Here is a 25581-nt window from a genome sequence, read left to right as displayed (position 1 = left end):
CACATTGCCGTTCCCGGTGTGCCCCTGACGAGAAAACAGGTCCGTGGACGCGTGGTCAGTGGTCGTGAGCCCAGGTCTCAAAATCGGTTAACGCGAAGCCGGAGAATTCTGTATCGTATGAGGTGGATAGTATCCTTGACATACTACGTGTGGTATATTATGTTTTTTCCGCGGGCGTAAACCATTCCTTAACCTCCGGCGCCCATCGTCGGGGGTGGAAGGGGATACGCATGATCCGCTCGATCAAGGGCTCCGCGACGCGGCAGTTCGTCGAACAAGGAAAGTCCAGGTTTTCCGGCATGGATGTCACGCTCGCGCATCGTCGGCTTCGGCAGATCAATACGGCGTCCAACCTTCAGGCTTTGGCCGGGTTGAACAGTGTGGGACTGCATAAGCTGAAAGGTGACAAGCGGGATTTCTGGTCGGTCGACGTGAACGGGCCCTGGCGTATCCATTTCCGCTTCAAGGACGGGGACGCCTATGACCTTCACATCCTGGACCCGCACTGACCCCCGGGACAAACGCCCGAGGGCAAGCATGGATCAGATGGTCATGGCACGCGCTGTCCCTCCGGCTTCCCGTCCGGATGACGAGGAGGGCTTCCACTACCCCGATGGCGTGGCCCTGCCGCCGTCCCATCCTGGGGAAACCCTTGCCGACGAACTGACGGCACGCAATCTGACCGCCAATGCGCTGGCGTTGAAGCTGCGGGTGCCGGCCAATCGCATCACCGATATCGTCCGCGGGCGACGGGCGGTGACGGCGGAAACGGCGCTGCGGTTGGGGCGATATTTCGGGACGGGTGCGAAGTTCTGGGTCGATTTGCAGGCCAGCCACGACCTGGCCGTTGCGGAACGCGACCTGGGCGCGACGATCGAAAGGGAAATTGATCCGGCATAGGCAACGTCTCACGGGAACGTGCGCCGCACCGCCACAATTCAGAGGCGTTGACATGCCATCTCGGTAACATTCCCTTACGGAGGTTGCCATTGCTTCGCCGCATGTTCCTGGGTGCCAGCGCGTCCCTGCCGCTGCTGGCCGTCGCCGACCATGCGTCCGCCGCCGATCCGGCACCGGCGCCGGCACCCTCGCCGTTCGACAGCGCGACGGTGCGGAACATGGCGCGCCAACTGGCGCTGCAACCGTATAAGGCACCGCAGGACACCCTTCCCGCGCCGTTCAAGAATTTGGATTTCTCCGCCTACCAGGGAATCCGCTTCGTTCCAGCCAAGGCGCAGTGGCACGGCCAGGGGCGGAAGTTCACCGCCGAATTCTTCCACCGCGGCTACATCTATCACGATCGCGTCGATATCTTCGAAGTCGCCGACGGCAAGGCGGAGCCGATCCGGTACAGCCCCGACATGTTCACTTTCGACAAAGTGCCACCCGCCACCGGCGATATGGGATTCGCGGGATTTCGCATTCACTACCCGTTGAATCATGCCGACGAGGCCGACGAAGTGTGCGCCTTCCTGGGAGCAAGCTACTTCCGCGCCGTCGCCAAGGGCCAGGGCTATGGCCTGTCGGCTCGCGGCCTCGCCATCAAGACGGCGGATTCCGCGGGCGAGGAATTTCCGGTGTTCCGGTCGTTCTGGCTGGAGCGCCCTGCGCCGGGCGCCGACATCATCGTCATCCATGCATTGCTGGACAGCCCGAGCACGACGGCGGCGTTCCGGTTCACCATCCGGCCCGGCGAGGATACGATTTTCGATACCGAAACGGCTACCTACCCGCGCGTCGACATCACCGAGGCCGGCCTGGCGCCGTTGACCAGCATGTTCCTGTTCGATGCCAACGATCGGGTGCGGTTCGACGACTGGCGGGCGGCGGTGCATGACTCGGACGGGTTGCAACTGCACACCGGGCATGACGACGCGATCTGGCGCCCGCTGGCCAATCCGCACGACCTGCAGGTCAGTTCCTTCGAAGACGCCGGCCCGCGCGGCTACGGCCTGATGCAGCGCAAGCGGGCGTTCGTCGATTACCAGGACCTGGAAAGCCGTTACGAGCAGCGGCCGTCACTCTGGGTCGAGCCGATCGGCGATTGGGGCAAGGGCGTCGTGGAACTGGTCGAGATTCCGAGCGACCGTGAGGTCAACGACAATATGGTGGCGTTCTGGCGGCCGCATGATCCGTTGCACGCCAAGGGTGAGTATTTGCTGAACTATCGGCTGCACTGGTGTTGGGCGCCGCCTGGCGTGGTGAAGCTGGCGCAAACGATGCAGACGCGGTGCGGCCTGTCGTTCGATCAGAAGCACCGGCAGTTCATCGTCGATTTCGTCGGTGATTCACTGAAGGCGTTGAAAGCGGATGCGCCGCCTACGCTGGATGCCGGTGCGAACAAGGGCAAGATCGTCAGCGCCGTCACGCAGTCGAACCCGGAGGTGCACGGCTGGCGTGTGAGTATCGAACTCGACACGCAGGATAATAAGCTGGTGGAACTGCATGCGCGGCTGATGCAAGGCGACCAGCCGCTGACCGAAACATGGGTCTACCGATGGACCCAGGGGTAATTTTTCGCTCGCTGCCGGCGGAGGCGCCCTTGGCGATGCCGACGCAATCTTTGCGTCAGGCCCCGAAGCGGGTGCGCCGGTTTGCATCGTCACCCGCGGCCATGGGATTGCGGCGTCTGCTGGTGATCGGCGGCGCCATTGTCCTGACCGGGTTTGGCGCGCGGGAGATGTATCGCGTCCTGGCGGTCAATGGGGTGACGCCGCTGGCGGTGTTCATGCTGGCGCTGTTCGTAGCGCTGTTCGCCTGGATTGCGTTGTCGTTCACCAGCGCGATTGCCGGGTTCGTTTCGGTGATGGCGGGCGGCGGACGCCGGCTGCTGGCGCCGGGGACCTTACCTGCCAGCCGTACCGCGCTGCTGATGCCGACTTACAACGAATCGCCCACGCGCATCATGGCCGGGCTGGAGGCGATCGACGAGGAACTGCGCGGCCAGAACGCCAGCGACTGGTTTGACATCTTCATCCTGAGCGACACGACCAACCCGGAAGCGTGGATCGAGGAGGAGAAGGCGTTCCTGGGCCTGCGCGAGCGGACGGGCGGGGCGGGGCGCGTCTTTTACCGGCACCGCGCGAAAAACACGGCGCGCAAGGCCGGCAATATCGCCGATTGGGTCGGGCGGTTCGGCGGGGCTTATCCTCAGTTCCTGATCCTGGACGCCGACAGCGTGATGCGTGGCGACACGCTGGTCGCGCTGGTGCGCGCGATGGAGGCCCATCCGGACGTCGGCCTTGTCCAAACGCTGCCCATCATCACCGGCGGCACCACATTGTTCGCCAGGATGCAGCAATTCGCCGGGCGGGTGTATGGCCCGGTGATCGCACACGGCATCGCCTGGTGGCACGGCGCCGAGGGCAATTACTGGGGCCACAACGCGCTGATCCGCACGGTCGCGTTCGCCGAACAGGCGGGGTTGCCGGAGCTGCGGGGCCGCAAACCGTTCGGCGGCCACATCATGAGCCACGATTTCATCGAGGCCGCCCTGATGCGCCGCGGCGGCTGGGCCATCCACATGATGCCGGGCCTGGAAGGCAGTTACGAGGAGAGTCCGCCGTCGCTGATGGACCTGGCGGTGCGCGACCGGCGCTGGTGCCAGGGCAACTTGCAGCACATGGCGGTCTTGCCGGCGCGCGGCCTGAACTGGGTCAGCCGGATGCATCTGATGACCGGCATCGGTTCTTACATCACGGCTCCGCTGTGGTTGCTGTTCCTGCTAAGCGGGGTCCTGATCGCATTGCAGGCCAGGTTTATCCCGCCGGACTATTTCCCCTCCAACGGCAAGTCATTGTTTCCCCAATGGCCGGTGATCGACCCGATCCGAGCGATGTGGGTGTTCACCGGCACGATGGGATTGCTGCTGGTGCCGAAGCTGCTCGGCATGTTCTCGGTCATGGTCCACCGCAATCTGCGGCGCGGCTGCGGCGGGATTTTTGGTTTGGTGGTCAGCCTGGTGCTGGAGACGCTGATCGCGGGATTGCTGGCGCCGGTGGTGATGATCACTCAGTCGATCGACGTGGTGGCTATCCTGCTGGGGCGGGATTCGGGCTGGAACGCGCAGCGGCGCGACGATGGCGGGGTGCCGTTGGGCGATGTCGTCCGGCTGTACCGGCGGCATACCATCCTGGGCGTGCTGTTGGGCATCGGCGCCTGGGCGGTGTCGCCTTATTTGGCGCTGTGGATGCTGCCGGTCGTGCTGGGCCTTGCGCTGGCGGTGCCGCTGGCGTCCCTGACCGGGCGGCGCACCTGGGGTTTGGCACTGCGGCGTGCCGGATTGCTGCGGATACCGGAGGAGATGCATCCACCGGACGTGCTGCGCCGCGCCGTGGCACTGTACCAGCAAGCATGGGGCGAACCCGTGGCCGACAGCGTGACGGCGCTGTTGAGCGACCCGGTCTTGCTGGCCGCGCATCGGCAAATGCTGCCGCCGGGACGCCGGCCTGGGATCGATCCGCTGAACGTTCCGCTGTTGACGGGGTCGGCGAAACTGGCCGAGGCAACCTGTCTGGAAACCGCGTGGCCGGCGCTGGATGCGGCGGAAAAGGCCGCGATCCTGTCCGATGAGCAGGCATTGAAACGGATGATGGCGCTGTATTCCGGCGACCCGGAAACCGTCTCTATCCCGGCAAGACGTGCCGGGTAAATCCTGCCGATGGGCAGGTTTTGCCGAGCCAATGAGGGGTAATTCATTAACGAATCAAGGCACTTAGGTTGGCACGCGGTTTGCTTTTTCATGAGGCGGTATCGAGGACCCTCAGATGGGATTACGAACATGTCGTCGAGCGCCATATCTGGAATAGGTGGGACCGTTCCGGCGCCACTGACTCCAGCCCTTGCGGCGATTCAGACCTCCGCGCAGACACAGGCCAAGCCTAGTCCGCCCACCGCCAACGGTGAGCAACCGATCCTGCTGATTCCGACCAAGCCACCACTGTCCGCCGCGGTGATGGCGGCGTTGCTTGGTCAGCAGACGTCGCTGTACGGCTCCGCTGTCGGGGACTACACCCAGGATCAGAAGCCAGGGGACAACGGGTCGGCGACGGCTGGTGGCCAGGGGATTCCACCGTCGCGGTCATCTTGAATGGCGTTCCAGACCCCGGTTCGCAGGGTTTGCGGCGCATAGGTCTGGAACGACCATCGCAGGGGCAAAGCGCCGCGGCGGCGCCAGCCGTCGGTGATCGAAATCCGCCACAGACGCTCCGCTCCATCGAGGCCGCCATCCTGGTTCCATAGGATTTCGACCGTGCCACGGAGATGCAGCACGGTACCATCCGTCCAGTCCACGAACAGCAGCGCGACACGCGGGTCCAGCAGCAGGTTGCCGAGGGTGTTGAAGTAGCCGTTGCCGTGGAAGTCGGGGATGGTCAGGGTGTCGCCGGCGATGCCGACGAAGCCGGGCCGGCCGCCGCGGTGGCTGATGTCCATGCCCCCCATGCTGCCTGCGCCGCCGCCGCTGTTGGTGGCCACAAAGAACGTATCGGCGTTGGCGATCAGGCTGCGCGCGGCGGGATCGAGGCCGGTTAGATACTCGACCGGGAGGGCTGGCGTGGCGGCTCCATCTTGCCAGAGGCGGGTCTGGATATACTGCGGGCAATTGCCGAAGCTTTGGGTGACCGAGATCGTCAGCCCATCGGGATCGCTGGAACGCAATATGCCGTTGGCGCGATTGCGGCGCCGTGTCGCCAGGTCGATACCAAGCAGGCCAACCGGTGCACCCGGGAGAAAGAAGGGCGCGGCGGGGTCCGCACGGTCAGGACGGGCGGCGATGTGCAGTGTGGTGGGGTCGGGGCTGGCGATGAAGCCGGGCGGACCGGTCAGGATGGTTGCCGCCGGCGCGCCATCGGCCCCGGCCGTGGCGATCGGCAGGAACGGCAGCAGACCGAAGAACGCGCGGTGCTGGTCGGGCATCCAATCGCGGATCGGGGGGGTGCGCGATACGACACCGGCCAGTGCCTGGGCCGCAAGCTCGCCTGGATGAAAGAGTGTCTGGGTCATGCCGCCAATGTGGCTGTTGCGATGATTGGATGGTAGATGGTGCGATGGAAACTCAGTCTTCCATTTAGTGAAAGAGTAGCATGGACCGGCTGGACGAGATGGCGGTGCTGGTGGCGGTGCTGGATACCGGCGGCCTGGCGGCGGCGGGGCGGCGATTGCGGCGATCGCCCCCCGCCGTCACGCGGACGATCGCGGCGTTGGAGCAGCGGATCGGTGCCCGGCTGGTGGAGCGGACGACACGCCGCCTCGCCCCGACCGAAGCCGGGCGCGCCCTGGCCGACCGTGCTCGTATGCTGCTGGATCTGTATGCGGAGGCGATGCAGGCGCCCATGGAGGCTGCGTTGCGCGGTACGTTGCGGGTCACGGGGCCGGTGGTGTTCGGCCGCCGGCATGTGACGCCGTGCGTTCTGGCGTTCCAGGCCGAACATCCGGATTTGCGCGTTGAACTGGAACTGGCGGACCGCAATCTGGACCTGGTCGAGGAAGGGCTGGACGTCGCGGTTCGGATCGGGGCGATGGCGGATTCGGGCCTGATGGCACGCCGGGTCGGGGCGGTGCGGCGCATGGTGGTGGCCAGTCCCGCCTATCTGGCGGCGCAGAGCACACCGCTGACGCCGGGCGACCTGGCGGGGCATGCGACGATCGTTTCGTTCGCACGCGGCGGGCTGCCGGAGTGGCGGTTTCGCGACGGCGGGCGGGAGCGTGTGGTGCGGTTGACGCCACGGCTGACGGTGAACGATGTCGAGGCGATGCTGGTCGCGGTCCGGTCCGGGTCTGGCGTCGCCCGGGCGCTATCCTATCAGGTGGTGGAAGAACTCAAGGCCGGTTCGCTGGTCCGCCTGCTGGCGGATTTCGAGCCGGCGGCGGAACCCGTCCAACTGGTGTTTTCCGGCGGCATGATGCGTCCCAGCGTGCGGGCGTTCGTGGAATTCGCGGCGTCATACCTGGCTCGGCTTGGGGTCATTCAAGGTTAAAGCCGACGGTTCGTGTCCCCGGTTGGGTAAGGCGCCCACCTTTCGGAAGGTTCACAACCCGTTACCGGGAAACGCGGGTAATATCGGGCCACTTACACCAGTTTACCCGGGCCATGGTTCGGACTGGCGCCGAACCATGACGAAGCAAACGTCGGCTTGAACGCGACGAGGTGTAAACGTGAAAAGGGAGATTTTATGCGCACCGTGATCGTCGGACTTGGGCTTGCCGCCGCCCTGGCGACCGCCGGCCATGCCCAGGAAGCACCCACGGTCGTGGAGTTGTTCACGTCGCAAGGCTGTTCCTCCTGCCCGCCGGCAGATGCGTTCCTGACGGACCTCGCCCATCAGCGGCACGATGTCCTGCCCCTGGCGTTCCACGTCACCTATTGGGATTACCTCGGTTGGAAAGACCCGTATTCGCTTGAGGTCGCCACCGTTCGGCAGCGGGACTACGCTCTTCGCCTGGGTGAGGACGGCGTCTATACGCCGCAGATCGTGGTGGACGGTGCGATCGGTTTTGTCGGGTCCGACCGGTCACAGGGACTGAAAGCGATCGCCTCAGCCGCCCATAAAACCGTCCCGGTCAGTGTCGCGCGCGACGGGCAAACCTTGCTGATCAAGGTCGGGGCTGGAACCGGAAAAGCCCAGGTTCTGCTCGTTGGCTTCGACTTCTCGCACAAAACCCCGATCGGCCGCGGCGAGAACAGCGGGCGCACCTTGCTGGAGTCCAACGTCGTCCGCTCACTGACGCCTGTGGGTGCCTGGTCCGGGGTCCCGGTCGCGTTGCGACAGGCGCCGCCGGTGGGGGAAGGCTTCGCCGTCCTGTTGCAAACCGAAGACGGTCACATCATTGGCGCGGCGCGCCTGGCGTCCTGACGGGTCGCCGGCGTGGAACCGGGTCGCGTTTCTCGTTGCTAATAAGTAGCGAAAATGTTCATCATCGGCCCGTAGGCGATCCCCTGGCCGGGGCGCCAAGGCTTCACGTGCCCCTCGATCTGGCGTAGCGTCGATGAAAATCGGGAGGAGAGTGCGCGCATGTCTCAATCCGGACTGACCGCCGACCACGGTGTTTCCTGGCCCTCGAACGGCATCAGCGAGGTGCCGTTCCGGGTCTATACCGACCAGGCACAGTACGACCGCGAGCAGGAGCGGCTGTTCCAGGGACCGACCTGGAACTACCTCTGCCTGGCGGTGGAACTGACGAAGCCGGGCGATTTCGTGTCCACCACGATCGGCGAGGCCGCCGTGATCGTGGTCCGCGACCAGGCGGGTGCGATCAACGCCTTCGTCAACCGCTGCGTCCACCGCGGCAACCTGCTGTGTCTAGAACGGCAGGGCAACGTCAAGGAATTCGGCTGCATCTATCACGGCTGGATCTACAACCTGACCGGGCAACTGACCGGCGTGGCGTTCGAGCACGGCGTCCAGCGCCAGGGCGGCATGCCATCGGAATTCCGCAAGGAAGACCACACCCTGCGGCGTCTGCGGGTCGCGGAGCTTGGCGGGCTGGTGTTCGGCACGTTCTCCGACTCCACACCGGACCTGGAGAGCTGGCTTGGCGAGGATGTGACGCGCGGGCTGAAGCGGGTGATGAACCGCACGCCGACCCTGCTGGGGCGCAATACCCAGATTCTGCCCAACAACTGGAAACTTTATTTCGAGAACGTGAAGGACACCTACCACGCCTCGATCCTGCATCTGTTTCTGACGACCTTCCGGATCAACCGTTTAAGCATGCCCGGCGGTATCTTCATCAACCGCGATGGCGGCAATCATTACAGTTTCGCCAAGCTCGACTACGCGGCGGAGGATGCTGATTACAAGGACGCCGGCTTGCGCTCCGACAGCGAGTTCCGGTTGCAGGATGGATCGGTAGTCGAATCAGTCGATGAGTATGGCGACGGGGTATCCGTGCAGATCCTGACGATCATGCCAGGCATGGTGTTGCAGCAGGTGCGCAATACGATCGCGGTGCGGGTGATCCGTCCCCGTGGCGTCGACCGGACGGAGCTGGAATGGATCCATCTCGGCTTCGACACCGATGACGAAGCGATGACCGAACGCCGGTTGCGTCAGGGCAACCTGATCGGTCCGGCGGGGTATATCGCGATGGAAGACGGGTGCATCGGCGGATTCGTGCAGCGTGCCCTGCAATACAACGACGACGGCGCCGGCATCGTCATGATGGGCGGACACGAGGCCGAATCGCAATCGTTCAGAGCAAGCGAGGCGGCGATCCGTGGCTTCTGGAAACATTACCGCGCGCTGATGGGCGATTGAGCATGGACGACCTTGCGATCCGCCTTGGTGTGCAGGAACTGATCGGCGCATATGCCGAAACGATCGACGAGGACCGGTTGGAGGAATGGCCGGATCTGTTCGCCGACCCGTGCCGTTACCTGGTGATCAGCCGGTCGAACCACGAAGCGGGGATGCGGCAGGGGGTGATGTACGCGGCCTCTCAGGGGATGATGCTCGACCGGGTGTTTTCAATCCGCCGCGCCAATTTGTTTGAGCCGCACCGCTACCGGCACGTGATCGGCCCGATCCGGTTCAAAGGCATGGACGGGGCTGTTGCCTGCGTCCACTCGCATTTCATCGTGGTTCGGGTCATGGGGGACGGCGCGACGTCTTTGTTCGCGACCGGGCGCTATCTGGATCGGATCGATACGTCTGGTGGCGCCTATCGATTCCAGGAGCGGCTGGTAGTGCTGGACAGCGACAGAATCGATACGCTGCTGGCGATCCCGCTTTAGACGATTGCGACGGCCGGCTCGCGTCCGGCCATCTGATCCAGCACCTTACCGTCGCAGATGGCCCGGACTGCCGCCGAACCATGACGGAGCAAGAGTCGGCCTCAATGGGCTGTTGGCATTACTCTTCGGTGTCTTCTTCCTTCGCCTGGACCGGACCGCTGTCCATGCCCTTGGCGGAGACGTCGCGGTCGATCAGCTCGATCACCGCCATGTCGGCCGCGTCGCCATAGCGCACGCCGGCTTTCAGCACACGGGTGTAACCGCCGGCGCGGGCCTTGTAGCGATCGGCCAGCGTGCTGAACAGCTTGGTGACGATCACGTCGTCCCGCAGTTCGGCATAGGCCAGCCGCTTGTTGGCGAGGCCGCCTTTCTTGCCGAGGGTGATCAGTTTTTCCGCGACGGGGCGGAGTTCCTTCGCCTTCGGCAGGGTCGTGGTGATCTGCTCATGCTTGAGCAGCGCATGCGCCATGTTCCGGAACATGGCCAGGCGATGAGTGGAGGTAACGCCGAGCTTCCGGCCGGACAATCCGTGACGCATTGATCTGTTTCCCTATTCCAGCCCAGGCCGCCTTCAGGCGACCTGAAGCCGGTCTACACCTTGTATTCCCACATGATACACGCGCTCTGGATGCGCGATCATGCCCTCGTTTGATCGCATGATTCACGCGCTCTGGCGTATCCGCCAAGCGCGATCATGCTCAGAACGGCTCTTCGAGCCGCTTAGCCAGGTCTTCGATATTCTCAGGCGGCCAACCGGCCACGCTCATGCCCAGGCCGAGGCCCATGGACGTCAGCACTTCCTTGATCTCATTCAGCGACTTGCGGCCGAAGTTCGGTGTGCGCAGCATCTCCTGTTCGGACTTCTGCACCAGATCGCCGATGTAGACGATGTTGTCGTTCTTCAGGCAGTTGGCGCTACGGACGGACAGTTCTAGCTCATCCACCTTACGGAGCAGGTTACGGTTGAACGGCAGATCGTCTTGCGGCTCCTCCGTGCGGATCTGCTGGGGCTCATCGAAGTTGATGAAGAGCTGTAGCTGGTCCTGCAGAATGCGAGCCGCGAGCGCGACGGAATCTTCCGGCGTCACCGCGCCGTTGGTTTCCACCGTCAGCAGCAGCTTGTCGTAGTCGGTGACCTGACCCACGCGGGTCGGGGCAACGCTGTAAGACACGCGGCGCACCGGCGAGTAGATGCTGTCCACCGGGATCAGCCCGATCGGGGCATCTTCCGGACGGTTGACGCTGGACGGCTGATAGCCCTTGCCCAGGTTGACCGTGAACTCCATGCCCAGCTTCACCCCGTCGTCCAGGGTACAGATGATCAGTTCGGGGTTCATGATGTCGATGTCATGACCGGACTGGATCTGACCGGCGCGGACCTCGCCCGGGCCGGTAGCGGTCAGCGTCATCCGCTTCGGGCCCTCACCGTGCATCCGCAACGCGAGTTGCTTGATGTTCAGCACGATGTCCGTCACGTCCTCACGAACGCCGGGCACGCTGCTGAATTCGTGCAGCACACCATCGATCTGCACCGCGGTGACGGCCGCGCCTTGCAGCGAGGACAGCAGGATGCGGCGGATCGCATTGCCGAGCGTCATGCCGAAGCCACGCTCCAGCGGTTCGGCGACGACGGTGGCGACGCGCGACGGATCGGCGCCTGGCTCGACTTCCAGTTTCTCAGGCTTGATCAGAGATTGCCAATTTCTCTGGATAACTGCGCTCTGCCTCATACTACCAACACCTTTCGAACCGCGTCGGGCGCGGTTGATGTCCCCTGGACAGTGTCAAAAACCTCGGCCTTCTGGTCCGCCCCTGGCCGGACGGCGCCGGCCGGCGCGAACGCGAACTTCAAACCCGCCGGCGCTTCCGCGGCCGGCAGCCATTGTGCGGAATCGGGGTCATGTCGCGGATGGTCGAAACCTGGAAGCCGACCGCCTGCAACGCCCGCAGGGCGCTTTCGCGTCCCGAACCAGGTCCGCTGACCTCAATCTCCAACGTCTCCATACCGTGCTCACGCGCTTTTTTGCCGGCATCCTCGGCCGCGACCTGGGCAGCATACGGGGTGCTTTTGCGGCTGCCCTTGAAGCCCTGGCTGCCCGCGGACGACCATGCGATAGCGTTGCCCTGGGCATCCGTGATGGTGATCACCGTATTGTTGAACGTGGCCGCGACATGCGCCACGCCTGCGATGATGTTCTTACGCTCTTTGCGGCGAGGCCGAGCGGCTGCGGCGGGTTTCGCCATGTGTCTTTGATCCTGCTTCAACTGCCAGCCGCGCCGAAAACCGGCGCGGCATAACGCTTTCGATGAGATAAGCCTTCTGGCTTATCTTATTTGGTGACTTTCTTCTTGCCGGCGATCGCCACCGCCTTGCCCTTGCGGGTGCGGGCGTTCGTGTGGGTCCGTTGACCGCGCACCGGCAGGCCACGGCGATGCCGCAAGCCGCGATAGCAGCCCAGGTCCATCAGCCGCTTAATGTTCATCGCCACTTCACGCCGCAGATCGCCTTCCACGCGATACTCACGGTCAATCAGTTCGCGGATGCGGAGGATTTCGTCATCCGAAAGCTGGTTGACCCGGCGATCGTCCGGAATGCTAAGCTGCTGACAGATCGCAGCGGCCTTGGTCGGGCCGATGCCATAGATATAGCGAAGCCCAATGGTCACTCGCTTATTCGTCGGGATATTCACGCCGGCAATACGCGCCACGCTTACTCTCCTGTCGTCCGGCGACTGACCCGGACCCTTTAACTGCCCCGAAAGGCTGAAATACGCGCAAGCGGCGCCAAACCCCCATATGGGGCTGCGCCGGAGCGCGGGACTATAGTTTCTGCTGTGCAGGAGTCAACGAAGACTTATCAACTCTGCGTGAGGAACTCAACATAAGTATCAAACCCCGGCCAATGCGCGGTCGAGCTGGCGGGTAACCTCATCGATATCGGCCATTCCGTCGACGGTTTTGAGAATCCCCGTCGCCGCGTAGTGCGGGATGATCGGCGCGGTCTGCTGATGATAGGCCTCCAGACGCGCTGCCACCGTCTCCCGGTTATCGTCGGCTCGGCGGACGAACTCGGTCGACCCGCACGAGTCGCAGACCCCAGCCTTCGCCGTAGGTTTGAATACGTCGTGGTAGCCGGTGCCGCATTTCGCGCAGGTGAAGCGGCCGGCGATCCGATCGGTCAGCGCGGCGTCGTCCACCTTCAGTTCCACCACGGCGTCGAGCCGAAGGCCCTTGTCCTGCAGCATCCGATCCAGTGCCCGAGCCTGCGGCACGGTACGCGGGAAGCCGTCGAGGATGAACCCCTTGGCCGCATCCGGCTGCTCCAGCCGGGACGCCAGCATGCGGACCAGGATATCGTCGGAGACGAGTTGCCCCGCCTCCATGACCGCCTTGGCCTCCTTGCCGATGGCACTGCCGGCAGCAACCTCGGCCCGCAGCATATCGCCGGTGGAGATCTGCACGATCCCGTACCGTTCCTCCAGGCGCTTAGCCTGGGTGCCCTTCCCCGCCCCGGGAGGGCCTAGCAGAATGAGTTTCACCGACGCCCCTTGCCCCGTGTCTTACGAATAAGACCTTCGTATTGATGTGCGAGCAGATGCGATTGAATCTGCGTCACGGTGTCCATTGTAACCGATACGACGATCAAGATCGAGGTGCCGCCGAAATAAAACGGCAATCCGTAGTCGGTGATCAGAATTTGCGGCAACAGGCAGACCGCCACCAGGTAGATGCCGCCGACCGTGGTCAACCGGGTCAGGATCCGGTCGAAATACTCGGCTGTCGCGCTGCCCGGCCGGATGCCGGGGATAAAGCCGCCGTATTTTTTCAGGTTGTCCGCTGTCTCCTCCGGATTGAACACCACCGCGGTGTAGAAGTAGGAGAAGAAGATGATCATGAACGCATACAGGCCCAGATACAGCGGCTGACCCTGCCCTAGCTGTGCCCCGATCGCCTGCAGCCAGGCCGGACCGTTGGTGGCAAATCCGGCGACCGCCGCCGGGATCAGCAGGATCGAACTGGCGAAGATCGGCGGAATGACGCCCGAGGTGTTGAGTTTCAGCGGAATATGCGTCGAGTCGCCGCCGAACATCCGATTCCCGACCTGGCGCTTGGGGTACTGCACGGCAATGCGCCGTTGCGCTCGCTCCACGAACACGATGATCGCGATCGTGGCGACGGCGATCACCAGGAATATCAGGATGAAGAAGGGCGACAACGCACCGGTCCGCCCCATTTCCAGCATCGATGCGAAGGCTGTGGGCAGATTGGCCACGATGCCGGCCATGATGATCAGGCTGGTGCCGTTGCCGATGCCTCGGGCGGTGATCTGCTCACCCACCCACATCAGGAACATGGTGCCGCCAACCAGGGTGATCACGCTGGAGAAACGGAAGAACCAGCCGGGGTCGATCACGGCGCCATTCATCGTCTCCAGGCTGACCGCGATGCCGTAGGACTGGAACACGGCGATCAGCACCGTCAGGTAGCGGGTGTACTGGTTGAGCTTTTTGCGGCCGCTTTCGCCCTCTTTCTTCAGGGCTTCCAGGGTCGGAATGGCGCTGGTCATCAACTGGATGATGATGCTGGCGCTGATGTAAGGCATGATGTTCAGCGCGAATACGGTCAGCCGCTTCAGCGCGCCGCCGGTGAACATGTCCAGCATGCCGAACAGGCCGCCGCCATGCTGCGACATCATCTGCGCCATCACCGACGGGTCGACGCCTGGAATGGGGATGTAGGTTCCCAGGCGATAGACGACCAGCGCCCCAAGGGTGAACCAGATGCGCTGCTTCAGTTCGGTCGCCTTGGAGAAGACGCCCAGATTGAGATTAGCCGCAAGCTGTTCGGCAGCGGATGCCATGGGATTTCCCTTTGTGATCGGACTTAATTTGGCGCAAGCCGGATGCCGGTCAAGCAAAAAGCCACGGGGCGGCTAAAACCGCCCACGTGGCTTTCGCTTCATCACGTTGGAGGTCAGGCTGCTTCTGCCGCTGCCGCCTTCGGCGCAACCGTCGTCGTCACCGACCCACCCGCCGCTTCAACCGCTGCCTTCGCCGTCACCGAAGCGCCGGAGACGGTGATGGTGATGGCGCGCGTGATCGTGCCTTCCGCCAACAACCGGATGCCGTCCTTGTTGTTCTGCGTCGCCAGGCCGGCCGCGAACAGGATCGCCTCGGTGATCGGCTGAGAACCGTCGATCTTGCCGGCCTCGATCGCCGCATCCAGTGCGCCCAGATTCACCGGGGCGTACGACTTGCGGAAATGATTAAAGAAGCCACGCTTCGGCAACCGCCGATAGATCGGCAACTGACCGCCTTCGAAGCCATTCAGCGACACGCCTTCGCGCGCCTTCTGGCCCTTGACGCCCTTGCCGGATGTCTTCCCCTTGCCTGAACCAATACCGCGGCCAAGCCGCTTGAATTTCAGGCGCGCGCCGGGATTGTCGCGCAGTTCGTTAAGATTCATGTCAGGACAGCTCCTCCACCTTGATCAGGTGGGCAACCTTGCGGATCATCCCGCGAATCGAAGGCGTATCCTCCAGTTCACGGGTCGCCCGCAGCTTGTTCAGGCCGAGACCGACCAGGGTTTCCTTCTGGCCGGGTAGGCGGCCGAGGGCGGAACGGGTTTGCGTCACGCGAACCTTAGGCATTGGCCGTAGCCTCCTGTGCCGGCGGAGCGTTCGGGACGTCACGGCGGCCGAACAGTTCCGGCACCTTCTTGCCACGACGCGTCGCCACCGAACGCGGGCTGGCGCATTTCTGCAACGCCGCGAACGCCGCCTTCACCATGTTATGCGGGTTCCGGCTGCCGAGGCTTTTCGCCACGACGTCGCCAATCCCGAGCGTTTCGAACACTGCGCGCAACGGACCACCGGCGATGATCCCGGTGCCGGCCGTGGCCGACCGCAGAATCACGTTACCGGCGCCGAAGTGGCCGGTGACATCATGGTGCAGCGTGCGGCCTTCCTTCATCGGCACCCGGATCATGCCGCGCTTGGCACGTTCGGTCGCCTTGCGGATGGCCTCCGGCACTTCGCGTGCCTTGCCGGCGCCGTAGCCGACGCGGCCCTTCTGGTCGCCAACCACCACCAGGGCGGCAAAAGCGAAACGACGTCCGCCCTTCACCACCTTCGCGACGCGGTTGATGGTCACCAGCTTGTCGATGATGCCGTCATCGGGCTCGCGGTCGCCACCGCGCTCGCGATCCCGGCCCCGGCCGCCACCTTCTCTCGGTTCACGTGCCATGTGTGTTTCCCTAGAAATCCAACCCGCCTTCGCGGGCGGCATCGGCCAGGGTCTTGACCCGGCCGTGATACAGATAGGAGCCGCGGTCGAAGACCACCTGCTTGATGCCGGCGGCCAGCGCCCGTTCGGCGACCAGCTTGCCAACCGCCGCGGCGGCGGCCTTGTCGGCCCCCGTCTTCAGTTCGGCCTTCAGGCCGGCGTCCAGCGTCGAGGCAGCGGCAACCGTGGTGCCCTGCGCGTCGTCGATGACCTGGGCATACATGTTCTTGCCCGAGCGGAACACCGACAGGCGGGGACGCCCGTGCGATTTCTGCTTGATCTGGTAGCGCAGCCGGCTTTTGCGGCGAACGGAAAGATCGTGCTTGGCGCTCATTTCTTCTTACCTTCCTTGCGCCGGATGACTTCGTCGGAGTAGCGCGCGCCCTTGCCCTTATAGGGCTCAGGCGGACGGAACCCCCGGATTTCCGCGGCAACCTGGCCGACCTGGCGCTTGTCCATACCCTCGACCTTGATCGAGGTCGGCCGCTCGCAGGTGATCTTGATGCCATCGGGCACCGGGAACACCACCGGATGCGAGAACCCGAGGTTGATCTCCAGGTTCTTGCCCTGCACGGCCGCGCGATAGCCGGTGCCGGTGATTTCCAGCGACTTCGTGTAGCCGGTGGATACCCCCTTCACCATCGTCGCGATCAGCGCACGGGTCGTACCCCACATCATGCGAGAGCGGGTCTCGTTGTTCAGCGGCTTGACGCTGACCTTGTTGCCGTCGACCGTGGCCTGCACCAAATCGGTCAGCGGCAACTTCAGTTCGCCAAGCTTACCCTTCGCGGTCACCATGCCCCCGGCGATGGCAACCTGCACACCGGCGGGAATTTCGACCGGATATTTTCCGACGCGTGACATTGTCGGCCCCTTAGAACACGCGGCAGAGGACTTCGCCGCCAACATTGGCAGCGCGAGCCTCGGCATCGCTCATCACGCCAGCCGGCGTGGAAAGGATGGAAATACCCAGGCCAGCGTAGACCCGTTGCAGTTCCTTGATCTTGGAGTACACCCGGCGGCCCGGCTTGGAGACGCGATGGATCTCCTTGATGACCGGTTCACCTTCGTTGTACTTCAACTCGATGCGCAGTTGCGCGACGCCTGGGCGTAGCTGCTCCGAGGCATAACCCCGGATGAAGCCTTCACGCTTCAGCACACCCAGCACATTCTCCCGCAGCTTCGACGCCGGCGCCACACAGACCGAGTGGCGCGCGCGCTGGGCATTGCGGATGCGGGTCAGCATATCCCCGACGGGATCGGACATTGACATCGTGCCGTTCCCTCTACCAGCTCGCCTTGACCATGCCGGGGATCTGCCCGGCACTGGCCAGATCGCGCAGCGCGATACGGCAGAGCTTGAACTTGCGATAATTGCCGCGTGAGCGGCCGGTCAGTTCGCAGCGCAGGCGAACCCGCACAGACGCGCCGTTGCGCGGCATCTGCGCCAGCTTCAAAGACGCGTTGAAGCGGTCCTCGACCGGAAGCGTCTTGTCCATCAAGACGTCCTTGAGCACCTGGCGCTTGGACTTGTCGCGCTTCGCCATCTTCTCACGCATCTTATTGCGGTTGACCTGGGAAGTTTTGGCCATCCTGTTTAGATCCTCCGGAACCTACCGGGCATGTGCCCAGGGGTTTTCCAAATACTCAGTTGGCGAAAGGTAGATCGAAAGCCTTCAGCAGGGCCTTCGCTTCGGCATCGGTCTTCGCGGTGGTCACGAACTGGATGTCCATGCCGCGAATGTCGTCCACCCGGTCGTAGTTGATCTCCGGGAAGATGATCTGTTCCTTCAGACCCATGGCGAAGTTGCCACGGCCATCGAAACCCTTGCCGGTGATGCCGCGGAAATCGCGCAGCCGCGGCATGGCAATGGTGACCAGACGGTCCAGGAATTCATACATGCGCGCCTTGCGGAGCGTGACCTTGCAGCCGATCGGCAGACCCTTGCGGATCTTGAAGCCGGCGATCGCCTTCTTGGCCACCGTCTTCACCGGGCGCTGCCCAGCAATCGCGTTCAGTTCGGCCACCGCGGCGTCGAGCTTCTTCTGGTCGCCCGTCGCCTCACCAACACCCATGTTGATGACGATCTTGTCGAGCTTCGGAATCTGCATCTCGTTCTTGTAGCCGAACTCCGCCTGCAGCTTCGCCCGCACTTCGCTACGGTAGCGCTGCAGAAAGCGCGGCAGATCGCTGGGAGAGGTGACCGGCGCATCGACGCCGACCATTTCCACCCGCCGAGCGGCGCGTTGGGCTTCCTTGCCGGCCGGCGCACCGCTCCCACCACGTGGGGCAGCGGTCTTGCCGCCCGCCTTGCCTTTCGGCTGGTTCTTCGTTCCGCTCATCGCACTAGCCTTCGATCACTTCGCCGGTCGCCTTGGCGACGCGGACCTTGCGGCCGCCCTCAAGCACGCGGAACCCGACCTTGGTCGGCTTTTCGCTCTTGGGGTCGACCAGCTTCAGATTGGACATGTGGATCGTCGCTTCCTTGTCGATGATCCCGCCCGGCTGGCCCATCCCGGTCGGCTTCGTGTGGTGGCGCGCCATGGCAGCCCCCTGCACGATCGCCCGATCGGCGGCCGGGAACACGCGCAGCACTTCGCCGCGCTGGCCCTTGCTCTTGCCGGTCGTCACCAGGACGATGTCGCCCTTACGGATGCGCGCGGCCATTACAGCACCTCCGGCGCGAGAGAAATGATCTTCATGAACTTGCGTCCACGCAGCTCACGCACGACCGGGCCAAAGATGCGGGTGCCGATCGGCTCCTGCTGCTTGTTGATCAGCACGGCGGCATTGCGGTCGAAGCGGATCGCGCTGCCATCGGCTCGGCGAACCGGGAACGACGTGCGCACGACCACCGCCTGGTGGACATCGCCCTTCTTCACCTTGCCGCGGGGAATGGCTTCCTTGATCGACACGACGATCACATCGCCGACCGAGGCAAACCGGCGCTTCGATCCGCCCAGCACCTTGATGCACTGGACGCGACGCGCGCCCGAGTTGTCGGCGACCTCGAGATTGGTCTCTACAATAATCATCGACCGTCTCCCTTACGCAGCCGGCGCGGGCGCGGAAGGCGCCGAAACCGACTCGAGGATGGCAGCGCTCTCGGCCTCGGCACCATCGATGTTCGCGCCATTGCGCTCGATCAAGGTCCAGGTCTTGCGCTTGCTGATGGGCGCGCATTCGGCGATGCGAACCAGATCGCCGATCTTGCACACATTCGCCTCATCATGCGCCGCGTATTTCTTCGACCGGCGAATGAACTTCTTATACAGCGGATGCATCACGCGCCGATCGACAAGAACCGTAATGGTCTTGTCCATCTTGTCGCTGGTCACCCGCCCTGTCAGGACGCGCCTTGGCATCGCCCTCTCTCCTTACGACTTACCGGCGGAACGAGTCTTTTCCGCCTGGATGGTTTTCACGCGAGCGATCTCGCGGCGACATTCACGCACCCGGCCGGTGCCTTCCAATTGGCCGGTGGCACGCTGGAAGCGCAGGTTGAACTGCTCCTTGCGCAGATCCAGCAGCAGCCCCGACAGCTCATCCGGCGTCTTCGCCCGGACATCGCCAGCCTTGTAGAGCGCATTCTTGGCCATCAGGCGTCTCCGATCCGCGCGATGAATTTCGTCCGGATCGGCAGCTTGGCCGCCCCGAGGGTCAGCGCCTCGCGGGCGAGTTCCGGCGTCACGCCGTCGATCTCAAACATGATGCGGCCCGGGGCGACGCGTGCCACCCAGAACTCCGGCGAGCCCTTGCCGGAGCCCATGCGGACTTCGGCCGGTTTCGTCGACACCGGCACATCCGGGAAAATCCGGATCCACACACGCCCCGCGCGCTTCATCGCACGCGTAATCGCCCGGCGAGCGGACTCGATCTGCCGCGCGGTGATCCGCTCAGGCTCCAGGGCCTTGAGGCCGAAGGAGCCGAAGTTCAGCGCGGTGCCACCCTTGGACAAGCCATGGATGCGGCCCTTGTGCTGCTTGCGATATTTTGTCCGTTTCGGAGAAAGCATCTTCTACAATTCCATCTACCGCTGCGGAGCCTGTTCGGCGGCCTTGCGGTCCTGAGCCATCGGGTCATGGGCAAGGATTTCGCCCTTGAACACCCACACCTTCACGCCGCAGGTGCCATAGGTCGTCTTCGCCGTCGCAATCCCGTAATCGATGTCGGCACGCAGCGTATGCAACGGCACGCGACCCTCGCGATACCACTCCACCCGTGCGATTTCCGCGCCGCCAAGACGGCCGCCGCAATTGATCCGGATGCCCTGGGCACCCAGACGCATCGCCGACTGCACCGCCCGCTTCATCGCCCGGCGGAACGCCACGCGACGCTCCAACTGCTGGGCGATGTTCTCGGCTACCAGGGTCGCGTCGATTTCCGGCTTGCGGATTTCGACGATGTTCAGCGACACCTCGGCCTTGGCCATCTTGGTGAGATCCTTCTTCAAGGTCTCGATGTCCTGGCCCTTCTTGCCGATCACCACACCCGGCCGAGCGGCGTAGATCGTAACACGCGGCTTCTTCGCAGGGCGTTCGATTACCACGCGAGACACGCCGGCCCCGCGCAGCTTGGTGCGCAGGTGGCTGCGAAGCTTGAAGTCCTCATGCAGCAACTTGGAATAGTCGGTGCCGGCGAACCAGCGGCTGTCCCAGGTGCGGTTGATGCCGAGGCGCAGGCCGACCGGATTGACTTTGTGACCCATATTATGCGGTCTCCCCTTCGTCCTGTGCGCGTTCCGCCACGACGATCTTCAGATGGCTGAACCATTTTTCCACACGAGCGGCGCGACCGCGGCCACGCGCATGGAAGCGGCGCATCACGATGGAGCGGCCAACCTCGGCGCGCGCCACGACCAAACGATCGACATCGAGCGAATGGTTGTTCTCGGCGTTGGCGATGGCGCTTTGCAGCGCCTTCTTCACCTGGTCGGCGATACGGCGCTTGCTGAACGTCAGCGTGGCGACGGCTTTACCGGCCGGCAGGTTACGGATCATCGCCGCGACCAGGTTCAGCTTGCGCGGGCTGATCCGCAGGTTGCTGACGATGCACTGGGCCTCGGTGTCCGGAAGGCCCCGATCATGGGATGGCTTGCTCATCTCAGCCGCGCCTCGCCTTCTTGTCGGCCGCGTGACCGCTGAAGGTGCGGGTCGGCGAGAATTCACCGAACTTGTGGCCGACCATGTTCTCATTCACCTGCACGGGCAGGAATTTGTGGCCGTTGTAGACCCCAAAGGTCAGGCCGACGAACTGCGGCAGGATCGTCGAACGACGCGACCAGATCTTGATGATCTCGTTGCGTGCGGACGCTTTCGCCGCTTCGGCCTTGGCCAACAGGTAGCCGTCGACGAACGGACCCTTCCATACGGAACGCGCCATCTTACTTGCCCTTGTTGCGGCGGCGGATGATCAGGCTATCCGTCCGCTTGTTGCCGCGAGTCTTGTAACCCTTCGCCGGCTGCCCCCATGGCGAGACCGGATGACGTCCACCGGAGCTGCGGCCTTCGCCACCACCCAGCGGATGATCGACCGGGTTCATGACGACACCGCGGTTGTGCGGCTTGAAGCCCAGCCACCGCATGCGGCCAGCCTTGCCCAGCTTTTGGTTCATGTTGTCCGGATTGGACACTGCCCCGACCGAGGCGATGCATTCCGACCGGACGATACGAACTTCGCCGGACATCAGCTTGATCTGGGCGTAGCCACTGTCCTTGCCGACCAACTGAGCGAAGGTGCCGGCGGACCGAGCGATCTTGCCGCCGGCGCCGACCTTCATCTCGATGTTGTGGATGATCGTGCCCACCGGGATCGCGGCCAGCGGCATCGCGTTGCCCGGCTTGATATCTACGCGAGCGCCAGCGATGATTGGATCACCCACCTTCAGGCGCTGCGGCGCCAGGATGTAGGCCAGTTCCCCGTCCGCATACTTGATCAGCGCGATGAACGCGGTGCGATTGGGATCATATTCCAGCCGCTCCACCACGCCGGCCACGTCGAACTTGCGACGCTTGAAGTCGACCACGCGATAGGCCTGCTTGTGCCCGCCGCCACGGAACCTTGTGGTGATGCGACCATGATTGTTACGTCCGCCATGGCTGTGCTGACCTTCGGTCAAGCCCTTGACCGGCTTGCCCTTCCACAGTTCCGAACGGTTGATCAGCACGGTGCCGCGAAGGCTGGCCGTGACCGGATTGAATTGCCTGAGTGCCATCTTCCGCGAGCCTTATGCGAGGCTGGTGGTGAAATCGATCGACTGGCCGGGTGCCAGCGTCACGATGGCTTTCTTGACATCCGAACGTACGCCCGGACGGCCCTTAAAGCGCTTGGTCTTGCCTTTCTGGATCAGCGTGTTCACCGAAGTGACCTTCACACTGAACAGTGCCTCGACCGCCGCGGCGATCTCGGGCTTGGTAGCGTCGATCGCGACCTTGAAGCCGACCTGATTCAGCTCCGTCAGAGCGGTCATCTTCTCGGTGATCAGTGGGGCGCGAATGATGTTGTACATCCGCTCTTTCGACAGCGGCTTTTTCGGTGCGACGGTCATGCGGCCTCTCCCGTAACAGCGGCGGCCGGCGCACCATTGATGCGCGCCTTCAAACCCTCGAGCCCGGCGGTCGTGATCGCCAGCATGTCGTGGTTCAGGATGTCATAGACATTGGCGCCGACGGTCGGCAGCACATCCAGCTTATGGATGTTGCGGCAGGCGCGCATGAAGCCGTCATCCACCGCGCCGTCGATGATCAGCGCCGACGTCCAGCCCAGCGCCTTGATCTTCTTCGCCAGCTCAGCGGTCTTCGGCGCGTGGGTCGCGGCATCCAGCACCACCAGCTTGTTCTCGGCCAGCTTCTGCGACAGCGCGGAGATCAGCCCGAGACGGCGAACCTTCTTGTTCAGGCTGTATTCGTGCGAGCGGACAACCGGGCCATGCACGACGCCACCGGTGCGGAACTGCGGCGACCGCAAGCTGCCCTGGCGGGCGTTGCCGGTGCCCTTCTGCTTGTAGGGCTTCTTGGTGGTGCCGGAGACTTCCGCCATCCCCTTGGCCTTGTGGTTGCCACCGCGGCGCTTCGACAACTGCCAGTGGACAACACGCGCCATGATGTCTTTGCGCGGCTCGATCTTGAAAATGTCGTCGGGCAACTCGGCGCTACCGGCGGCGGCATTCTCAAGCGTGATGATATCGATCTGCATCTGCCTGTTCCTCAGCCCGCGACCGGTGTTTCTGCCGTGGGGGCTTCGACCAGCGCCGCCGGATAAGCCGCATCGTCCGGACGCGCGCGCTTGATGGCATCGCGCACCAGCACGTAGCCGTTCTTGCTGCCCGGGACGGCACCCTTGATCATCAGCAGGCCCTTATCCGCGTCCACGGCCGCCACTTCCAAGTTCAGGGTGGTGATCCGATCGACGCCGAGATGGCCTTCCATCTTCTTGTTCTTGAAAGTCCTGCCGGGATCCTGCCGGTTACCCGTCGAACCCAGCGACCGATGACTGGCCGACACACCGTGCGATGCCTCAAGGCCGGCATAGTTCCAGCGCTTCATGCCGCCGGCAAAGCCCTTGCCCTTGGAGGTGCCACAGACATCGACCTTCTGGCCGGCGCTGAAATGCGCGGCGGATAGGGTCGCACCCGGCTCCAACAGCGCATCCGGGGCAACCCGGAATTCCACCAGCTTCTGCTTCGGCTCGACCTTCGCTTTCGCGTAGTGGCCGCGCTGAGGCTGCGTAACGTTCTTCACCTTCGCCTTGCCCCAGCCGATCTGGACGGCGGTGTAACCGTCCTTTTCTTCCGTGCGCGCGGCGACGACCTGGACCTGGTCCAGATGCAGGACGGTGACGGGCACATGGGTGCCGTCATCCTTGAATATCCGGGTCATACCAAGCTTCTTGGCCAGGAGACCGGTGCGTAATGGTTGGGGCATGGTCTTAGATCTTGATCTCAACATCCACGCCGGCGGCGAGGTCGAGCTTCATCAGCGCGTCCACCGTCTGCGGGGTCGGTTCCACGATGTCCAGCAGCCGCCGATGCGTCCGGATCTCGAACTGCTCACGGCTTTTCTTGTCCACGTGCGGGGAGCGGTTCACCGTGAAACGCTCGATATGGGTCGGCAGCGGGATCGGTCCGCGAACCCGGGCACCCGTGCGCTTGGCCGTGTTCACGATCTCCTTCGTGCTGTTGTCCAGCACGCGGTGATCGTAGGCCTTCAGGCGGATGCGGATATTCTGATTGTCCATCGTTCGCTAACACTTTGCTTGAGCGTGTAATTCACGTTTTCGGACGAGACGCCTCAAACGATCACACACCTAGTTCCCGCCGAAACGAGCGCCGGTGCCCAACCGACAAGGTCGGGCACCGGCATCGTTTCGTTATCAGGCCTGGATGCTGGCAACCACGCCGGCGCCGACGGTGCGGCCACCTTCGCGGATCGCGAAACGCAGGCCGTCGTCCATCGCGATCGGATGGATGAGTTCGACGTCCATGGACACGTTGTCGCCCGGCATCACCATTTCGGTGCCTTCCGGCAAGTTCACCACACCCGTCACGTCGGTCGTGCGGAAGTAGAACTGCGGCCGGTAGTTGGTGAAGAACGGAGTATGACGGCCGCCTTCTTCCTTCGTCAGAATGTAAGCTTCCGCCTTGAACTTGGTGTGCGGCGTGATGCTGCCGGGCTTGGCCAGAACCTGGCCGCGCTCAACGTCCTCACGCTTGGTGCCGCGCAGCAGGGCGCCGATGTTGTCGCCGGCCTGGCCCTGATCGAGCAGCTTGCGGAACATCTCGACGCCGGTCACGACCGTCTTCACGGTGGTCTTGATACCGACGATCTCGACTTCCTCGCCGACCTTGACGATGCCGCGCTCGACACGGCCGGTCACCACGGTGCCGCGGCCGGAGATCGAGAACACATCCTCGATCGGCATCAGGAACGGACGCTCTGTCGCGCGAACCGGCTGCGGGATATACTCGTCGACCGCCGCCATCAGCTTCAGGATCGCGTCGTTGCCGAGTTCCGGGTTCTTGTCTTCCAGAGCCATCAGCGCGGACCCATGGATGATGGGGATGTCGTCGCCGGGGAACTGATAGGACGACAGAAGTTCGCGCACTTCCATCTCGACCAGTTCCAGCAGTTCCGGATCGTCGACCATGTCGCACTTGTTCAGGAACACCACCAGCGCCGGCACGCCGACCTGGCGGGCGAGCAGGATGTGCTCCCGCGTCTGCGGCATCGGGCCGTCGGCGGCGGACACCACCAGGATGGCGCCGTCCATCTGCGCCGCGCCGGTGATCATGTTCTTCACATAGTCGGCGTGGCCGGGGCAGTCGACGTGCGCGTAGTGGCGGTTCGCCGTCTCATATTCCACGTGCGCGGTGGAGATCGTGATGCCACGCGCCTTCTCTTCCGGCGCCTTGTCGATCTGGTCGTACGCCGTGAACGTGGCGCCACCGGTCTTCGCCAGCACCTTGGTGATGGCGGCCGTTAGCGACGTCTTGCCATGATCGACGTGGCCGATCGTGCCAATGTTGCAGTGCGGCTTGTTCCGCTCGAATTTCGCCTTACCCATCG

37 protein-coding genes are annotated in these 25581 nt (G+C 63.6%); 8 read left to right on the top strand and 29 right to left on the bottom strand.

The window, feature by feature from the left end:
* Positions 1 to 230: 230 nt before the first annotated feature.
* The 4 genes from GSQ89_RS21355 to mdoH all read left to right on the top strand — a co-directional run bounded on the left by GSQ89_RS21355 (position 231) and on the right by mdoH (position 4651).
* Positions 231 to 509: a type II toxin-antitoxin system RelE/ParE family toxin gene (locus tag GSQ89_RS21355; RefSeq protein WP_158928985.1), complete on the top strand. Its 279-nt coding sequence runs from the start codon at positions 231 to 233 to the stop codon at positions 507 to 509.
* A gap of 43 nt (positions 510 to 552) precedes the next feature.
* The gene (locus GSQ89_RS21350; protein ID WP_158928983.1) at positions 553 to 900 is read left to right on the top strand and encodes a HigA family addiction module antitoxin; all 348 of its coding nucleotides are present in this window, start codon (positions 553 to 555) and stop codon (positions 898 to 900) included.
* A gap of 89 nt (positions 901 to 989) precedes the next feature.
* Positions 990 to 2513, top strand: a complete 1524-nt coding sequence (locus tag GSQ89_RS21345; protein ID WP_174254904.1) for a glucan biosynthesis protein — start codon at positions 990 to 992, stop codon at positions 2511 to 2513.
* On the top strand, positions 2486 to 4651 hold the full coding sequence (mdoH, locus tag GSQ89_RS21340; protein ID WP_158928981.1) for a glucans biosynthesis glucosyltransferase MdoH: 2166 nt from the start codon (positions 2486 to 2488) through the stop codon (positions 4649 to 4651). Before GSQ89_RS21345 ends, mdoH begins: the two co-directional genes overlap by 28 nt.
* 368 nt (positions 4652 to 5019) lie before the next feature.
* On the opposite strand, the gene GSQ89_RS21335 is transcribed toward mdoH, so the two are convergent.
* Positions 5020 to 6003, bottom strand: a complete 984-nt coding sequence (locus tag GSQ89_RS21335; RefSeq protein WP_158928978.1) for a pyridoxamine 5'-phosphate oxidase family protein — start codon at positions 6001 to 6003, stop codon at positions 5020 to 5022.
* Between the two features lie 80 nt (positions 6004 to 6083).
* Between GSQ89_RS21335 and GSQ89_RS21330 the strand changes: the two genes are divergently transcribed.
* The 4 genes from GSQ89_RS21330 to GSQ89_RS21315 all read left to right on the top strand — a co-directional run bounded on the left by GSQ89_RS21330 (position 6084) and on the right by GSQ89_RS21315 (position 9733).
* Positions 6084 to 6977: a LysR family transcriptional regulator gene (locus GSQ89_RS21330; RefSeq protein WP_158928976.1), complete on the top strand. Its 894-nt coding sequence runs from the start codon at positions 6084 to 6086 to the stop codon at positions 6975 to 6977.
* Positions 6978 to 7172: 195 nt separating this feature from the next.
* The gene (locus tag GSQ89_RS21325; RefSeq protein WP_158928974.1) at positions 7173 to 7853 is read left to right on the top strand and encodes a thioredoxin family protein; all 681 of its coding nucleotides are present in this window, start codon (positions 7173 to 7175) and stop codon (positions 7851 to 7853) included.
* Between the two features lie 159 nt (positions 7854 to 8012).
* The gene (locus GSQ89_RS21320) at positions 8013 to 9257 is read left to right on the top strand and encodes a Rieske 2Fe-2S domain-containing protein (protein ID WP_158928972.1); all 1245 of its coding nucleotides are present in this window, start codon (positions 8013 to 8015) and stop codon (positions 9255 to 9257) included.
* A gap of 2 nt (positions 9258 to 9259) precedes the next feature.
* A complete protein-coding gene (locus GSQ89_RS21315; protein ID WP_158928970.1) occupies positions 9260 to 9733 on the top strand; it encodes an aromatic-ring-hydroxylating dioxygenase subunit beta in 474 nt (157 codons plus the stop codon).
* A gap of 118 nt (positions 9734 to 9851) precedes the next feature.
* On the opposite strand, the gene rplQ is transcribed toward GSQ89_RS21315, so the two are convergent.
* The 28 genes from rplQ to tuf all read right to left on the bottom strand — a co-directional run bounded on the left by rplQ (position 9852) and on the right by tuf (position 25579).
* Positions 9852 to 10271 carry a 50S ribosomal protein L17 gene (rplQ, locus tag GSQ89_RS21310; protein WP_158928968.1) on the bottom strand — a complete coding sequence of 140 codons (420 nt, stop codon included), beginning with the start codon at positions 10269 to 10271 and terminating at the stop codon, positions 9852 to 9854.
* 160 nt (positions 10272 to 10431) lie between these two features.
* Positions 10432 to 11463: a DNA-directed RNA polymerase subunit alpha gene (locus GSQ89_RS21305; protein WP_158928966.1), complete on the bottom strand. Its 1032-nt coding sequence runs from the start codon at positions 11461 to 11463 to the stop codon at positions 10432 to 10434.
* A 118-nt stretch (positions 11464 to 11581) separates the two neighbouring features.
* Positions 11582 to 11977 (bottom strand): 30S ribosomal protein S11, encoded by a 396-nt coding sequence (gene rpsK, locus GSQ89_RS21300; protein ID WP_158928964.1) that lies wholly within the window; start codon positions 11975 to 11977, stop codon positions 11582 to 11584.
* Positions 11978 to 12063: 86 nt separating this feature from the next.
* Positions 12064 to 12441 carry a 30S ribosomal protein S13 gene (gene rpsM, locus GSQ89_RS21295; RefSeq protein WP_158928962.1) on the bottom strand — a complete coding sequence of 126 codons (378 nt, stop codon included), beginning with the start codon at positions 12439 to 12441 and terminating at the stop codon, positions 12064 to 12066.
* Positions 12442 to 12621: 180 nt separating this feature from the next.
* Positions 12622 to 13272, bottom strand: coding sequence for an adenylate kinase (locus GSQ89_RS21290; protein WP_158928960.1), 651 nt, complete (start codon positions 13270 to 13272; stop codon positions 12622 to 12624).
* Positions 13269 to 14594 (bottom strand): preprotein translocase subunit SecY, encoded by a 1326-nt coding sequence (gene secY, locus GSQ89_RS21285; protein ID WP_158928957.1) that lies wholly within the window; start codon positions 14592 to 14594, stop codon positions 13269 to 13271. The genes GSQ89_RS21290 and secY overlap by 4 nt, the downstream gene beginning before the upstream one ends.
* Positions 14595 to 14707: 113 nt before the next feature.
* Positions 14708 to 15199, bottom strand: coding sequence for a 50S ribosomal protein L15 (gene rplO / locus GSQ89_RS21280; RefSeq protein ID WP_158928955.1), 492 nt, complete (start codon positions 15197 to 15199; stop codon positions 14708 to 14710).
* Position 15200: 1 nt separating this feature from the next.
* Positions 15201 to 15383 carry a 50S ribosomal protein L30 gene (rpmD, locus tag GSQ89_RS21275; protein WP_158928953.1) on the bottom strand — a complete coding sequence of 61 codons (183 nt, stop codon included), beginning with the start codon at positions 15381 to 15383 and terminating at the stop codon, positions 15201 to 15203.
* Entirely contained in the window at positions 15376 to 15978 is a 603-nt protein-coding gene (rpsE, locus tag GSQ89_RS21270) for a 30S ribosomal protein S5 (protein ID WP_158928951.1), read from the bottom strand. The genes rpmD and rpsE overlap by 8 nt, the downstream gene beginning before the upstream one ends.
* 10 nt (positions 15979 to 15988) lie before the next feature.
* On the bottom strand, positions 15989 to 16351 hold the full coding sequence (gene rplR, locus GSQ89_RS21265) for a 50S ribosomal protein L18 (RefSeq protein ID WP_158928949.1): 363 nt from the start codon (positions 16349 to 16351) through the stop codon (positions 15989 to 15991).
* The gene (gene rplF, locus GSQ89_RS21260; protein ID WP_158928947.1) at positions 16348 to 16881 is read right to left on the bottom strand and encodes a 50S ribosomal protein L6; all 534 of its coding nucleotides are present in this window, start codon (positions 16879 to 16881) and stop codon (positions 16348 to 16350) included. The genes rplR and rplF overlap by 4 nt, the downstream gene beginning before the upstream one ends.
* Positions 16882 to 16891: 10 nt before the next feature.
* The gene (rpsH, locus tag GSQ89_RS21255; RefSeq protein WP_158928945.1) at positions 16892 to 17290 is read right to left on the bottom strand and encodes a 30S ribosomal protein S8; all 399 of its coding nucleotides are present in this window, start codon (positions 17288 to 17290) and stop codon (positions 16892 to 16894) included.
* Between the two features lie 13 nt (positions 17291 to 17303).
* Complete coding sequence (rpsN, locus tag GSQ89_RS21250) at positions 17304 to 17609, bottom strand: 30S ribosomal protein S14 (RefSeq protein ID WP_158928943.1); 306 nt, start codon at positions 17607 to 17609, stop codon at positions 17304 to 17306.
* A gap of 55 nt (positions 17610 to 17664) precedes the next feature.
* Positions 17665 to 18243 (bottom strand): 50S ribosomal protein L5, encoded by a 579-nt coding sequence (rplE, locus tag GSQ89_RS21245; protein ID WP_158928941.1) that lies wholly within the window; start codon positions 18241 to 18243, stop codon positions 17665 to 17667.
* 121 nt (positions 18244 to 18364) lie between these two features.
* Positions 18365 to 18685: a 50S ribosomal protein L24 gene (rplX, locus tag GSQ89_RS21240; RefSeq protein WP_158928939.1), complete on the bottom strand. Its 321-nt coding sequence runs from the start codon at positions 18683 to 18685 to the stop codon at positions 18365 to 18367.
* Positions 18685 to 19053, bottom strand: coding sequence for a 50S ribosomal protein L14 (gene rplN, locus GSQ89_RS21235; protein WP_158928937.1), 369 nt, complete (start codon positions 19051 to 19053; stop codon positions 18685 to 18687). Before rplN ends, rplX begins: the two co-directional genes overlap by 1 nt.
* 12 nt (positions 19054 to 19065) lie before the next feature.
* Positions 19066 to 19383: a 30S ribosomal protein S17 gene (gene rpsQ, locus GSQ89_RS21230; protein WP_158928935.1), complete on the bottom strand. Its 318-nt coding sequence runs from the start codon at positions 19381 to 19383 to the stop codon at positions 19066 to 19068.
* 12 nt (positions 19384 to 19395) lie between these two features.
* Positions 19396 to 19617, bottom strand: a complete 222-nt coding sequence (rpmC, locus tag GSQ89_RS21225) for a 50S ribosomal protein L29 (protein ID WP_158928933.1) — start codon at positions 19615 to 19617, stop codon at positions 19396 to 19398.
* Positions 19617 to 20033 carry a 50S ribosomal protein L16 gene (gene rplP, locus GSQ89_RS21220; protein WP_158928931.1) on the bottom strand — a complete coding sequence of 139 codons (417 nt, stop codon included), beginning with the start codon at positions 20031 to 20033 and terminating at the stop codon, positions 19617 to 19619. Before rplP ends, rpmC begins: the two co-directional genes overlap by 1 nt.
* 15 nt (positions 20034 to 20048) lie before the next feature.
* On the bottom strand, positions 20049 to 20726 hold the full coding sequence (rpsC, locus tag GSQ89_RS21215) for a 30S ribosomal protein S3 (protein ID WP_158928929.1): 678 nt from the start codon (positions 20724 to 20726) through the stop codon (positions 20049 to 20051).
* Position 20727: 1 nt separating this feature from the next.
* Complete coding sequence (gene rplV, locus GSQ89_RS21210; protein WP_158928927.1) at positions 20728 to 21120, bottom strand: 50S ribosomal protein L22; 393 nt, start codon at positions 21118 to 21120, stop codon at positions 20728 to 20730.
* 1 nt (position 21121) lies between these two features.
* Positions 21122 to 21400, bottom strand: coding sequence for a 30S ribosomal protein S19 (gene rpsS / locus GSQ89_RS21205; RefSeq protein ID WP_158928925.1), 279 nt, complete (start codon positions 21398 to 21400; stop codon positions 21122 to 21124).
* A gap of 1 nt (position 21401) precedes the next feature.
* Positions 21402 to 22232 (bottom strand): 50S ribosomal protein L2, encoded by an 831-nt coding sequence (gene rplB, locus GSQ89_RS21200; protein ID WP_158928923.1) that lies wholly within the window; start codon positions 22230 to 22232, stop codon positions 21402 to 21404.
* Between the two features lie 12 nt (positions 22233 to 22244).
* A complete protein-coding gene (locus GSQ89_RS21195) occupies positions 22245 to 22565 on the bottom strand; it encodes a 50S ribosomal protein L23 (RefSeq protein WP_158928921.1) in 321 nt (106 codons plus the stop codon).
* On the bottom strand, positions 22562 to 23212 hold the full coding sequence (gene rplD / locus GSQ89_RS21190) for a 50S ribosomal protein L4 (RefSeq protein WP_158928919.1): 651 nt from the start codon (positions 23210 to 23212) through the stop codon (positions 22562 to 22564). The genes GSQ89_RS21195 and rplD overlap by 4 nt, the downstream gene beginning before the upstream one ends.
* Positions 23213 to 23223: 11 nt before the next feature.
* Complete coding sequence (rplC, locus tag GSQ89_RS21185; RefSeq protein ID WP_158928917.1) at positions 23224 to 23940, bottom strand: 50S ribosomal protein L3; 717 nt, start codon at positions 23938 to 23940, stop codon at positions 23224 to 23226.
* Between the two features lie 4 nt (positions 23941 to 23944).
* Positions 23945 to 24253, bottom strand: a complete 309-nt coding sequence (gene rpsJ / locus GSQ89_RS21180) for a 30S ribosomal protein S10 (protein ID WP_048860021.1) — start codon at positions 24251 to 24253, stop codon at positions 23945 to 23947.
* Positions 24254 to 24388: 135 nt separating this feature from the next.
* Entirely contained in the window at positions 24389 to 25579 is a 1191-nt protein-coding gene (gene tuf, locus GSQ89_RS21175; RefSeq protein ID WP_158928915.1) for an elongation factor Tu, read from the bottom strand.
* Positions 25580 to 25581: the final 2 nt, after the last annotated feature.

This window comes from Acidisphaera sp. S103 (assembly GCF_009765975.1).
Lineage (GTDB): Bacteria > Pseudomonadota > Alphaproteobacteria > Acetobacterales > Acetobacteraceae > Rhodopila.
Note: the sequence above shows the minus strand (reverse complement) of the source record. Positions and strands in the feature narration are given on the sequence as shown.

What these genes read in the sequence shown, in the direction of transcription:
- rplQ (WP_158928968.1), bottom strand. Translation starts at nt 10,271, where the DNA reads ATGCGTCACGGATTGTCCGGCCGGAAGCTCGGCGTTACCTCCACTCAT.
- rplX (WP_158928939.1), bottom strand. Translation starts at nt 18,685, where the DNA reads ATGGCCGCGCGCATCCGTAAGGGCGACATCGTCCTGGTGACGACCGGC.
- rpsK (WP_158928964.1), bottom strand. Translation starts at nt 11,977, where the DNA reads ATGGCGAAACCCGCCGCAGCCGCTCGGCCTCGCCGCAAAGAGCGTAAG.
- rplE (WP_158928941.1), bottom strand. Translation starts at nt 18,243, where the DNA reads ATGGTCGGCGTCGATGCGCCGGTCACCTCTCCCAGCGATCTGCCGCGC.
- rpsC (WP_158928929.1), bottom strand. Translation starts at nt 20,726, where the DNA reads ATGGGTCACAAAGTCAATCCGGTCGGCCTGCGCCTCGGCATCAACCGC.
- rpmD (WP_158928953.1), bottom strand. Translation starts at nt 15,383, where the DNA reads ATGCCTAAGGTTCGCGTGACGCAAACCCGTTCCGCCCTCGGCCGCCTA.
- GSQ89_RS21325 (WP_158928974.1), top strand. Translation starts at nt 7,173, where the DNA reads ATGCGCACCGTGATCGTCGGACTTGGGCTTGCCGCCGCCCTGGCGACC.
- GSQ89_RS21350 (WP_158928983.1), top strand. Translation starts at nt 553, where the DNA reads ATGGCACGCGCTGTCCCTCCGGCTTCCCGTCCGGATGACGAGGAGGGC.
- rpsQ (WP_158928935.1), bottom strand. Translation starts at nt 19,383, where the DNA reads ATGCCAAGGCGCGTCCTGACAGGGCGGGTGACCAGCGACAAGATGGAC.
- secY (WP_158928957.1), bottom strand. Translation starts at nt 14,594, where the DNA reads ATGGCATCCGCTGCCGAACAGCTTGCGGCTAATCTCAATCTGGGCGTC.
- rplF (WP_158928947.1), bottom strand. Translation starts at nt 16,881, where the DNA reads ATGTCACGCGTCGGAAAATATCCGGTCGAAATTCCCGCCGGTGTGCAG.
- GSQ89_RS21320 (WP_158928972.1), top strand. Translation starts at nt 8,013, where the DNA reads ATGTCTCAATCCGGACTGACCGCCGACCACGGTGTTTCCTGGCCCTCG.
- rplR (WP_158928949.1), bottom strand. Translation starts at nt 16,351, where the DNA reads ATGAGCGCCAAGCACGATCTTTCCGTTCGCCGCAAAAGCCGGCTGCGC.
- GSQ89_RS21335 (WP_158928978.1), bottom strand. Translation starts at nt 6,003, where the DNA reads ATGACCCAGACACTCTTTCATCCAGGCGAGCTTGCGGCCCAGGCACTG.
- rplC (WP_158928917.1), bottom strand. Translation starts at nt 23,940, where the DNA reads ATGCCCCAACCATTACGCACCGGTCTCCTGGCCAAGAAGCTTGGTATG.
- GSQ89_RS21330 (WP_158928976.1), top strand. Translation starts at nt 6,084, where the DNA reads ATGGACCGGCTGGACGAGATGGCGGTGCTGGTGGCGGTGCTGGATACC.
- rpsN (WP_158928943.1), bottom strand. Translation starts at nt 17,609, where the DNA reads ATGGCCAAAACTTCCCAGGTCAACCGCAATAAGATGCGTGAGAAGATG.
- rplO (WP_158928955.1), bottom strand. Translation starts at nt 15,199, where the DNA reads ATGAATCTTAACGAACTGCGCGACAATCCCGGCGCGCGCCTGAAATTC.
- GSQ89_RS21355 (WP_158928985.1), top strand. Translation starts at nt 231, where the DNA reads ATGATCCGCTCGATCAAGGGCTCCGCGACGCGGCAGTTCGTCGAACAA.
- rplV (WP_158928927.1), bottom strand. Translation starts at nt 21,120, where the DNA reads ATGAGCAAGCCATCCCATGATCGGGGCCTTCCGGACACCGAGGCCCAG.
- rplN (WP_158928937.1), bottom strand. Translation starts at nt 19,053, where the DNA reads ATGATTATTGTAGAGACCAATCTCGAGGTCGCCGACAACTCGGGCGCG.
- rpsS (WP_158928925.1), bottom strand. Translation starts at nt 21,400, where the DNA reads ATGGCGCGTTCCGTATGGAAGGGTCCGTTCGTCGACGGCTACCTGTTG.
- GSQ89_RS21315 (WP_158928970.1), top strand. Translation starts at nt 9,260, where the DNA reads ATGGACGACCTTGCGATCCGCCTTGGTGTGCAGGAACTGATCGGCGCA.
- rpsE (WP_158928951.1), bottom strand. Translation starts at nt 15,978, where the DNA reads ATGGCACGTGAACCGAGAGAAGGTGGCGGCCGGGGCCGGGATCGCGAG.
- rplP (WP_158928931.1), bottom strand. Translation starts at nt 20,033, where the DNA reads ATGCTTTCTCCGAAACGGACAAAATATCGCAAGCAGCACAAGGGCCGC.
- GSQ89_RS21305 (WP_158928966.1), bottom strand. Translation starts at nt 11,463, where the DNA reads ATGAGGCAGAGCGCAGTTATCCAGAGAAATTGGCAATCTCTGATCAAG.
- mdoH (WP_158928981.1), top strand. Translation starts at nt 2,486, where the DNA reads ATGGGTCTACCGATGGACCCAGGGGTAATTTTTCGCTCGCTGCCGGCG.
- rplB (WP_158928923.1), bottom strand. Translation starts at nt 22,232, where the DNA reads ATGGCACTCAGGCAATTCAATCCGGTCACGGCCAGCCTTCGCGGCACC.
- rpmC (WP_158928933.1), bottom strand. Translation starts at nt 19,617, where the DNA reads ATGGCCAAGAATGCGCTCTACAAGGCTGGCGATGTCCGGGCGAAGACG.
- GSQ89_RS21195 (WP_158928921.1), bottom strand. Translation starts at nt 22,565, where the DNA reads ATGACCGTCGCACCGAAAAAGCCGCTGTCGAAAGAGCGGATGTACAAC.
- rplD (WP_158928919.1), bottom strand. Translation starts at nt 23,212, where the DNA reads ATGCAGATCGATATCATCACGCTTGAGAATGCCGCCGCCGGTAGCGCC.
- rpsH (WP_158928945.1), bottom strand. Translation starts at nt 17,290, where the DNA reads ATGTCAATGTCCGATCCCGTCGGGGATATGCTGACCCGCATCCGCAAT.
- tuf (WP_158928915.1), bottom strand. Translation starts at nt 25,579, where the DNA reads ATGGGTAAGGCGAAATTCGAGCGGAACAAGCCGCACTGCAACATTGGC.
- rpsJ (WP_048860021.1), bottom strand. Translation starts at nt 24,253, where the DNA reads ATGGACAATCAGAATATCCGCATCCGCCTGAAGGCCTACGATCACCGC.